The sequence below is a fragment of the Rhodococcus sp. ENV425 genome (genome assembly GCF_002887785.1).
Classification (GTDB): Bacteria; Actinomycetota; Actinomycetes; order Mycobacteriales; family Mycobacteriaceae; genus Rhodococcus; species Rhodococcus aetherivorans.
Genome location: NZ_PCZU01000252.1, coordinates 30,262 through 40,140, shown reverse-complemented (window position 1 = coordinate 40,140; position 9,879 = coordinate 30,262). Strand labels below are relative to the sequence as shown.

At 71.5% G+C, this 9,879-nt stretch carries 10 protein-coding genes; 3 read left to right on the top strand and 7 right to left on the bottom strand.

Translation table 11 applies throughout. The features are described 5' to 3' along the window. Positions 1–853 (bottom strand): alpha/beta fold hydrolase (locus tag CQZ88_RS22160; RefSeq protein WP_102800317.1); only part of this gene is annotated, 853 nt, incomplete at its 3' end. Positions 854–1,049: 196 nt separating this feature from the next. Here CQZ88_RS22160 and CQZ88_RS22155 point away from each other — a divergent pair. After that, positions 1,050–2,468, top strand: a complete 1,419-nt coding sequence (locus CQZ88_RS22155) for an amidase (RefSeq protein WP_102800313.1) — start codon at positions 1,050–1,052, stop codon at positions 2,466–2,468. 5 nt (positions 2,469–2,473) lie between these two features. Further along, on the top strand, positions 2,474–3,040 hold the full coding sequence (locus CQZ88_RS22150; protein ID WP_102800316.1) for a TetR/AcrR family transcriptional regulator: 567 nt from the start codon (positions 2,474–2,476) through the stop codon (positions 3,038–3,040). A 32-nt stretch (positions 3,041–3,072) separates the two neighbouring features. Here the strand turns inward: CQZ88_RS22150 and CQZ88_RS22145 are convergent, their stop codons facing one another. From CQZ88_RS22145 to CQZ88_RS22120, 6 genes are all read right to left on the bottom strand, one after another. Further along, on the bottom strand, positions 3,073–3,378 hold the full coding sequence (locus tag CQZ88_RS22145) for a hypothetical protein (RefSeq protein WP_180987061.1): 306 nt from the start codon (positions 3,376–3,378) through the stop codon (positions 3,073–3,075). Positions 3,379–3,482: 104 nt separating this feature from the next. Next, positions 3,483–4,400, bottom strand: a complete 918-nt coding sequence (gene era / locus CQZ88_RS22140; RefSeq protein ID WP_102800312.1) for a GTPase Era — start codon at positions 4,398–4,400, stop codon at positions 3,483–3,485. A 70-nt stretch (positions 4,401–4,470) separates the two neighbouring features. Then, positions 4,471–5,781: a hemolysin family protein gene (locus CQZ88_RS22135; RefSeq protein ID WP_102800311.1), complete on the bottom strand. Its 1,311-nt coding sequence runs from the start codon at positions 5,779–5,781 to the stop codon at positions 4,471–4,473. 24 nt (positions 5,782–5,805) lie between these two features. Then, the gene (ybeY, locus tag CQZ88_RS22130) at positions 5,806–6,348 is read right to left on the bottom strand and encodes an rRNA maturation RNase YbeY (RefSeq protein WP_006943887.1); all 543 of its coding nucleotides are present in this window, start codon (positions 6,346–6,348) and stop codon (positions 5,806–5,808) included. A gap of 67 nt (positions 6,349–6,415) precedes the next feature. Further along, on the bottom strand, positions 6,416–7,483 hold the full coding sequence (locus tag CQZ88_RS22125) for a PhoH family protein (RefSeq protein WP_006943882.1): 1,068 nt from the start codon (positions 7,481–7,483) through the stop codon (positions 6,416–6,418). Between the two features lie 62 nt (positions 7,484–7,545). Continuing rightward, entirely contained in the window at positions 7,546–8,220 is a 675-nt protein-coding gene (locus tag CQZ88_RS22120; RefSeq protein ID WP_006943880.1) for a TetR/AcrR family transcriptional regulator, read from the bottom strand. A 127-nt stretch (positions 8,221–8,347) separates the two neighbouring features. Between CQZ88_RS22120 and CQZ88_RS22115 the strand changes: the two genes are divergently transcribed. Further along, the coding region (locus tag CQZ88_RS22115; RefSeq protein ID WP_102800314.1) for an MFS transporter at positions 8,348–9,879 on the top strand (1,532 nt) is incomplete at its 3' end.

Below are 9,879 nucleotides of genomic sequence, written 5' to 3'. Positions count from 1 at the left end.
CGTCCCGGAACGGGAAATGGCCGGCGCCGCAGAAGACGTCGAGCCGGGAATGAGGCATCGCCGAATGCGCCAGGTGCGCGTGATCCACCGGGATCACGCTGTCGTGCTCACCCCAGATCAGCTGCACGGGCAGGTCCTCGGTCAGGTAGCAGCGGTCGAGCATCGTCACCACCTGACCACGCCAGTCCACGACGGCCCGCAGCGTGCGCAGGAACGCCTCGCACGCGGTGGGATCGGGCAATCCGCTCAGGACCCGGATCAGATCCGAGGTGTCGTGCAGCAGGACCCCGGGACGCAAGGGGGTGTCGTGCCACCGGCCCAGCAGGCCACCGGCAATGCGCATCGCGGGCATGGCGCCCGGTAGGCGCAGCAGCTTGAGCGCCTCGCTCAGCCCCGGCAGGGACAGCAGGCGCAACGCCGGGTGAACGTCCTTGGTGACGCCACCCGCGGCCACCAGGACGAGCCGGTCGACCAGCTGCGGGAACTGGTACGCGAACTGCATCGCGACGCCGCCGCCGAGGGAGTGCCCGACCACGGTGACGCGCTCGATGCCCAGGAGCGACAGCAGGTCACGCACACCGTTGGCGTACCCGGCGACCGAGTAGTCGCTGCGGGGCTTGTCGGAGCGGCCGTGGCCGAGCAGGTCCGGTGCGATGACCGTGTACTTGCGGGCCAGGTGCGGGATGACCTCCTGCCAGGTCGAGGAGTTGTCGCCGATCCCGTGGAGCAGCAGCAGCGCAGGTCCCTCGCCGGCAATCCGGAACGCGCGACGGTACCCGTGGATGGTGCGGAAGACCATCCGCGTCTCCGTGTCCGGTACGCGCCGGAGGTTGCGTGTGCGCGATGAACCCATGTGTATCTCCTGACAGCCGGTCCCTACGACACCCCGGGGAGGCTCCCGCGATATCCCCGGGGGCATACCCAACCGATCGTCGCGCCTCCCGCGAATGTGGCGAGCGCCACATTTCTGCGCATCCCGCCCTCGACGAGACGAACTGGAACGCGTTATTGTTCGTTCGAACGAACACCACGAAGGGGGACGCAGCCGTATGACCGCACCACGGGCAGACACCCGAGCGCCCGGCCTCGCCGCCGAGGCCGCCGCCCTCGCCGCCGGCGCCACCACGTCCGTCGCCGCGACGCGCGCGGCCCTGGAACGCATCGAGGCCGGCAATCGCGCGCTCAATGCCTTCCGTGGCATCCGCCGGGAGCGGGCGCTCGCCGAGGCCGAGGAGGCCGACCGGCGTCTCGCCGCCGGCGTCCGTCTCCCCCTGCTCGGTGTGCCGGTCGCGGTGAAGGACGACACCGACATCGCGCACGAGATCACCGCGTTCGGATGCGCCGGCGAGTTCGCCGTCCGCGAGGAGGACGCGGAGGTGGTGCGGCGGCTGCGGGCCGCCGGCGCCGTGATCGTCGGCAAGACGAACACCCCCGAACTGGGGCAGTGGCCGTTCACCGGCGGCAGCGCCTTCGGCCATACCCGCAACCCCTGGCACCGGGACCACACCCCCGGCGGTTCGTCGGGGGGCAGCGCCGCCGCGGTCTCGGCGGGCCTGGTGTCCGCGGCGCTCGGCTCCGACGGCGCCGGATCGGTCCGCATCCCGGCCGCCTGGACCAACCTCGTGGGAATCAAGCCGCAACGCGGCCGCATCTCGATGTGGCCCGACCCCGAGGCCTTCCACGGCCTCACCACCCACGGCACCCTGGCACGCACGGTCGCCGACGCCGCACTGCTGCTCGACGCCGTCGCGGGCAACCACGTCGGCGACCTGCACGAAGCCGAAGCCGTCACGGTGTCCGACGCCGTGGGTCGCGATCCGGGCCGGCTGCGGATCGCGCTCTCGCTCGCGCGCCCCTACACCGCCACCCGCACCCGACTGCACGCCGAGATCCGCGCGCGCGTCGAAGCCCTCGCCGGCACGCTGCGTGCCCTCGGCCACGACGTGACCGTCGCCGACCCGGCCTACGGAAAGCTGCTGGGCCTGAACTTCCTGCCCCGGTCGATGGCCGGCATCGACGACTGGGTGCGGCGGCTGCCCGACCCGGCCCTCGCCGACCCGCGCACCCGCGTGAACGCCCGCACCGGCCGGTTGCTGCGCGGCCGTCCGCTGCGCGCCGCTCGCGCCGCCGAACCACGCATCCGCCGGCGCATCGGCACGATCTTCGACCGCTTCGACGTCATCCTCGCCCCCACCACCGCCACCCCACCCCCAGTGGTGGAGGCGATGGACGGCCTCGGGGGCTGGGCCACCGACAAGGTGATCACGGCCGCCTGCCCCTACACCTGGCCGTGGAACGTCCTGGGCTGGCCGAGCGTGAACATCCCGGCGGGCTTCACCGGATCGGGCCTGCCGGTCGGCGCCCAGCTCATGGGACACGAGAACGCGGAGCCCCTGCTGATCTCCCTCGCCGCCCAGCTCGAGTCGGAACTGCGCTGGGATCGTCACACGCCGCAGCGGTGGTGGTGACCTCGATGGGCACGGACGTCCGCGGCGCGATCGTGGCCGCGACCCTGCATCTGATCGGCACGGACGGCATCGCCGCGATCACCAACCGCCGCATCGCCGCCCGGGCGGGAGTCTCCCTCGGCTCGATCACCTACCACTTCCCCACCCAGTCCGACCTGCTGCGGTCGGCGCTGACGACGTTCGTCGCAGACGAGACCACGCGGTTGCGCGATCTGGCGGAGGACTACCGTGGTCGCGGACTGAGCCTGGCCGACGCCGCGGCACTCACCGGACAGGTCGCCGAGGACCTGTCGTTCTCGGCGGAGCGGATCGCGCCGTTCGAGCTCTACGTCCAGGCCGGCCGGGATCCGCAGTTGCGGGAGGCGGCGGCCCGATGCTGGGCCGCCTACGACGCGCTGACCGTGACCATCCTCACCGAACTCGGTGCCCCCCGACCGGAGTCGGTCGCCCCGACCCTGGTCGCGACCATCACCGGACTCCAGCTGCGCCGCCTGGCCACCGGCGCCGCGCCCGACCTCTCGGCGGCGGTGCTGCAGCTGGTGCGCAGCACGGTGCCCGCCGCGGCGGACTGACCGCGGGCCGCACACGGGGCCGCCGACACGGGTCAGGCCAGGGTCGCCACCACGAAGACCGCATACGCGACGAGCGCACTCCACGCGACGGCGTCGACGGCCCGGCGCGGGGCGCGCGTCGCGAACAGGGCCGACGCCGCGGCCAGCAGCATCCAGCACGCCGGATGGGCGTGGCGGATCGCGGCCGACTGCACGCCGGTCGTCTCGTCGGCTCGCGCGGGCACGACGAAGAGCCACAGCACGGCGAACGCCGACGAGGCGAGAGTAAGGAGGAGACCGAACGCGACGCGGTGGCGCACGATCATGCCGCGCAGACCGCCTCCGGGGTCACCGGTCACCGCCGCCTCCCGGGCGGACCCGACCGGTCGGCGCGAGCGATGCGGGAGAGGGCACTGCGCATCCCTTCCTGTCGGGGCCCGTCCGACGACACCGCACGCGACGGTCAGAAGCCGAGGCGGCCGAGTTGCTTCGGATCGCGCTGCCAGTCCTTGGCGACCTTCACGTGCAGATCGAGGTAGATCTTCACCCCGAGCAGCTTCTCGATCTGGGAGCGGGCAGCGGTGCCCACCTCACGCAGGCTGGCGCCACCCTTGCCGATCACGATGCCCTTCTGGCTCGGCCGCTCCACGTACAGCAGCGCATGCACGTCGAGCAGCTCGCCCTGCTTCTCGGTGCGACCCTCCCGCTCGGTGATCTCCTCGATCACCACCGCGAGCGAGTGGGGCAGCTCGTCGCCGAGTCCCTCGAGTGCGGCCTCCCGGATCAGCTCGGCCATGAGCGTCTCCTCGGGCTCGTCGGTCAGTTCGCCGTCGGGATAGAACGCCGGCCCGGGTTCCATGTGCGAGGCGAGGACGTCGATGAGGACCTCGAGCTGCTCGCCCGAGGTGGCGGACACGGGCACGACGTCCACGTCCGGTCCGAGCAGCTCGGAGACGGCGAGCAGCTGCGGCGCGATCCGCTCCTTGCTCACCTTGTCGATCTTCGTGACGATGCCGATCAGCTTCGTGCGCGGGGCGACCTGCCGCACCTGTTCGACGATCCAGCGGTCGCCGGGGCCGATCTTCTCGTCGGCCGGGATGCACACGCAGACCGCGTCGACCTCCGAATAGGTGTCGCGCACCAAGTCGTTGAGCCGCTGCCCGAGCAGCGTCCGCGGCCGATGCAGGCCGGGGGTGTCCACGAGGATGATCTGTGCGTGTTCACGGTGCACGATGCCCCGGATGGTGTGCCGGGTGGTCTGCGGACGCGACGAGGTGATCGCAATCTTGCTGCCCACGAGCGCATTCGTCAGCGTCGACTTCCCGGTGTTGGGCCGTCCGACGAAACACACGAAGCCGGAACGGAAGTCGGGGTCGGTCATACGAGCTCCTCGTCTGCGGTGCCGGCGGTGCGGATCGGCACGGTGGGTGTCGTGGCGTCGACGGCCGCGGTCACCCGTCGACCGATTCCTCGGCGGCGGTCTCGGCCGTCTCCGTCGCGGGGACCCGTTGCACGTACACGGTGTTGATGCGGACCCGGCCCCGGGCGTCGCGGCCGCCCTCGCCGCGCAGCCGCAGACCGTGGGTCTCCACTTCGGAACCCGGCAACGGTACCCGGCCGAGCACGAACCCGAGCAAACCGCCGACTGTGTCGACCTCGATGTCGTCGAGCGCAACGTCGAACAGGTCACCGAGGTCCTCGACGGGCAACCGCGCGGAGACCCGGAAGGTGTCGTCGCCGAGATCCTCGACGGGCGCGATCTCTCCGGTGTCGTACTCGTCGGCGATCTCGCCGACGATCTCCTCGATGATGTCCTCGATGGTGACCAGCCCGGCGATGCCGCCGTACTCGTCGACGAGCAGCGCCATGTGGTTGCGGTCGCGCTGCATGTCGGCCAGCAGATCGTCGAGGCGCTTGGAATCCGGCACGAACACCGCCGGGCGCATCACCTCGGCGACGGTCACGCTCCGGCCGCCGTCGCGCGAATAGTAGGTCTGCTGCACCAGGTCCTTGAGATACACGACGCCGCGGATGTCGTCGACGTTCTCGCCGATCACCGGGATGCGGGAGTGCCCGCTGCGCACCGCGAGCGACGTCGCCTGGCCGGCGGTCTTGTCCACCTCGATCCACACCATCTCGGGGCGCGGCACCATCACCTCGCGTGCGGTGGTGTCACCGAAGTCGAACACCGACTGGATCATTCGCCGTTCCTCGGCGGCGACGACGCCGCGCTCCTGCGCCATGTCCACCAGCTCGCGCAGTTCGATCTCGTTGGCGAACGGCCCGTTCCGGAATCCCCGGCCGGGGGTGATCGCGTTGCCGATCAGGATCAGCAGCCGGCTCAGCGGGCCGAGCAGGACACCGATCACGCGCAACGGCACGGTCCCGGCCAGGGCGATGGGGTACGCGTGCTGGCGACCGAGGGTACGGGGGCCCACGCCGATCACCATGTAGTCCACGAGCACCATGATCACGGCGCTGGCCACCAGCGCCCCGGCGTGGCCCATCCAGTCGAGCAGCGCCGCCACCAGCACCACCGTCGCGGTGATCTCGCACAGGATGCGCAGCAGCACCATGAGATTGACGTACCGCGGCCGGTCCTCGAGGATCACCAGCAGCTTCTGCGCGCTGGGCCGCTCGCCCTTGGCGAGTTCCTCCACGCGGGCCGGGGAGACGGTGTTCAGCGCCGAGTCGACCGCCGCGAACAGCCCGCCGAGCGCCACCAGCACGACGGCGACGACGACGAGCGCGGGGGCGCTCACGCCAGTGCTCCGATCACGAGGCCGCTACCGCTCGGTCGGGTCGAAGAAGCCGGCCTTGCCGAGGAGCTGCTGATCGCGGGCCGCGAGCCTGGCCTCGTGCTCGGCGCGCCGCAGTTCCTCGTACCACTCCTCGAGGAGCTGGTTCTGCAGACCGAACATCTCCTTCTCCTCGTCGGGCTCGGCGTGGTCGTAACCGAGCAGGTGCAGCATCCCGTGGACCGTGAGCACGGCGAGTTCGTGCGCGAGCGAATGGCCGGCCTTCTCGGCCTGTTCCGCGGCGAAGGACGGGCACAGCACGATGTCGCCGAGCATCGAGGGGCCGGGCTCGGGGGCGTCGGGGCGGCCGCCGGGCTCGAGTTCGTCCATGGGGAAGGACATCACGTCGGTGGGGCCGGGCAGGTCCATCCAGCGCATGTGCAGATCGGCCATGGTGTCGGAGTCGACGAGCACCATCGACAGTTCCGCGGCCGGATGCACGTCCATCCGGGCGATGACGAACCGCGCGATGTCGATCAGGTCCTCCTCGGCGACGTCCATCCCCGATTCGTTCGAGATCTCGATGCTCATCTGTGGCGTTCCTTCTGGGCGGATGCGGACACGGCGGGTACGAGACGGGCGGGGCCCTCGGTCACGGTCACCGGCGCGGCACCCGGCTCTGGGCTGCTGCCCGCCGCTGGGCCCGGTTGCCCATGGCGACGCCGGCCGGCCGATCGGCCTCGAAACGCTCGTAGGCGTCGACGATGTCGGAGACGAGCCGGTGCCGCACCACGTCGCTGCTGTCGAGGACGGCGAAATGGATGCCGTCGATGCCCTCGAGGATCTCGGCGGCGGCCGCCAGCCCGGAGCGGGCACCGCCGGGCAGGTCCACCTGCGTGGTGTCGCCGGTGACGACGATCTTGGAACCGAAGCCGAGACGCGTCAGGAACATCTTCATCTGCTCGGCGGTGGTGTTCTGCGCCTCGTCGAGGATGATGAACGCGTCGTTGAGGGTGCGTCCGCGCATGTACGCCAGCGGCGCGACCTCGATGACCCCGGCCTGCATCAGCTTCGGGATGGCTTCCGGGTCCATCATGTCGTGCAGCGCGTCGTGCAGCGGGCGCAGGTACGGGTCGATCTTCTCGTGCAGCGTGCCCGGCAGGAAGCCGAGCCGCTCCCCGGCCTCGACGGCGGGCCGGGTGAGGATGATGCGGGTGACCTGCTTCGACTGCAGCGCCTGCACGGCCTTGGCCATGGCGAGGTACGTCTTGCCGGTGCCCGCGGGCCCGATGCCGAACACGATCGTGTTGGTGTCGATGGCGTCGACGTAGCGCTTCTGGTTGAGGGTCTTGGGCCGGATGGTCTTGCCGCGCCGGGACAGGATGTCGAGGCTGAGGACGTCGGCCGGCGAGTCGGACAGACCCTGCGTGAGCATGCCCACGGTGCGGCGCACCGCGTCCGGGGTCACCGCCTGCCCGCGTCCGACGAGGGTGACGAGCTGCCCGAGCACCCGTTCCGCGAGCGCGACGTCCGCCGGCGCGCCGGTGAGGGTGACGGAGTTGCCGCGTACGTGGATGTCCGCACCGAGAGCCCGTTCGAGGGCGATGAGATTCTCGTCGGCCGAGCCGAGCAGCGGCGCCGCAGCTTCGGGCGGCAGGTCCAGGTGGGAACGGACGGTGGTCCGTTCGGCGTTCCCGGTGTCTCGGGTGTCGTCTGGTTCACTCACGTGGACGGTACGGCCTGCTTTCGGTTCGTCTCGCGCACGACGGGCGTCGTGACGATGCCAGTCTAGCGCCGGGCGTCCCCGCGCCCCACCGCATTGCCGCCCGGGCCGTGCGCCGCGCGCCGATCCCGCTGCGCTCGCTGGGCCCGCTGGACGACGTCGACGGCCCGCTCCGGCGGGACCCCCATGAGGACGAGGGCGGCCAGGGCGACGGTCTCCCCGGCGTCGTGCACCACCCCGAGATTGGCCTGCTCGAGGGTCGCCATGGTGAGCCCCTCGAGCATCCCGACGAGGACGACGGCCGGAAGGTAGGCGGAGAACACCCCCGACCGGCAGCCCCGCTCCACGATCGCGAGGGTGCGGGCGCGCAGCGGGGCGATGAGTTCGCCGATGCGCTCGTCGCCGACCTCCTTGCGCGCGAAGGACAGCAGCACGCGGAAGCGGTCACCGACGGGCCAGGTCATCAGGGCCGCGGCGGCGAGCGCCAGGTCGGGCTCCTCGGGGTCCGGCCGGTCGACCGCGGCGGCGAGCGCGGCAGCCGCCTCCTCGGCGATGCCGTCGACGAGCGCCTCGCGGTTCGGGAAGTGGGCATAGACGGTGCGGCGCACCACGCCGGCGGCCTGCGCGACGTCGTCCATGCTGGCGTCCGGGTCGGCGGCGAAACACCCCATCGCCGCCTCGAGGATCCGGGCTCGGTTCCCGCTCGTCCGCCGCCGCGGTCCCCGGACCGGTTCCGCCACGCTGACACCTTCTTCCGCCGCCGGGTGTGACGTCCGTCAACTTTACTTGCACACGAGTGTGCAAATTTCTAACTTGCACAGTGTTGTGCAAATTGCTGCCGACGCCCGCATCCCGTGAGGAGCGCCGATGACCTCGATCCTGACCCGCTCGACCGCAGATCCCACCCGCCCGTATCCGCGACGGTGGGCCGGCCTCGCCGTGCTCTGCCTGAGCCTGCTGATCGTCGTGATGGCGAACACCGCGCTGATCGTCGCGGCGCCGAGCATGCTGCGCGAACTGCGGCTCACCAGCACCGACATGCAGTGGGTGATCGACGGCTACACCGTCCCCTACGCCGCGCTGATGCTGCTCGCCGGCGTCCTCGGCGACCGCTACGGCCGGCGGCGCGCCCTCCTCGCCGGCCTGGCCGTCTTCGCCGCGGGGGCCGTGTTCGGCAGCCTCGCCGGCACCGCGACCGAGGTGATCGTCGCCCGCATCACCATGGGGGTCGGCGCCGCGGTGATCATGCCCGCGACCCTGTCCCTGCTCGTCGCCATGTTCCCGGCCTCGGAACGGCCCCGCGCCATCGCCGCCTGGGCCGCGACCTCCGGACTGGCGATCGCGCTCGGCCCGTTGCTCGCGGGCTGGCTGCTCGAACAGCACGCGTGGGGTTCGACCTTCCTCATCAACGTGCCGATCGCGGCGTTCGCCGCGGTCGCGGCGCTCGCGCTGGTGCCGCCGTCCCGGGCCGAGCACCTCACCCGCATCGACTGGGCCGGCGGCGCCCTGTCCGTGGCGGCCGTCGGCGCCCTGGTCTTCGGCATCATCGAGGGCTTCCACTTCGGTTGGAACGCAACGTCGCTCGGATCCCTGGCGGTCGCGGCCCTCGCCGGTGCCGCGTTCGTCGCCTGGGAACTGCGCCACCCGCAGCCGCTGCTGGACCTCGGGCGGGTCACCGACCGTTCCGTCGGCGGCGCGTGCCTGTCCGTGCTGCTGCTCTTCCTCGCGTCGTTCGGGGCGATCTACTTCGTGGCGCAGCACTTCCAGTTCGTGTTCGGCTACAGCCCCCTCGACACCGGTCTGCGCCTGCTCCCCCTGGCCGGGGCCGTGTCGATCGGATCGGCCGTGAGCGGGCGGCTGGCCCCACGCCTCGGTGCCCGCGTCGCGATCGGTGCCGGAACGGCCGTCGCCGCGGCCGGCGTCCTCGCTCTCGCCCTCGTCGACGACGGTTCCGGATACGGGCTGTTCCTCGTCTCGCTCGTGCTCCTCGGCCTCGGCATCGGGCTGGCCGCACCCCCGGCCACGGACCTCGTGATGAGCGGATTCCCCGAGTCCGACCTCGGCGCCGCAGGGGGCCTGAACGACACCGCGGTCGAGCTCGGCGGATCCCTCGGCATCGCCGTGCTGGGCTCGGTGCTGGCCACCACCTACCAGCGCGAGATCTCCGGATTCCTCACGGGACTGCCGCTCGCGACTCTCGACGGGCCGATGGCCGCCCAAGCCGACGCGGCCGTCGCTGCGGCGGGCGATTCGGTCGGCGGTGCGGCGATCGTCGCCGAGGAGCTGGCGAAGAACCCGTTCGTCTCCTCCTACGCCCAGCCGCTTCTCGACGCATCGGCCTCCGCCTTCTCGCAGGCGATCACGTCGGCGAGTCTCGTCGGCGGCCTTGCCCTGGCCGT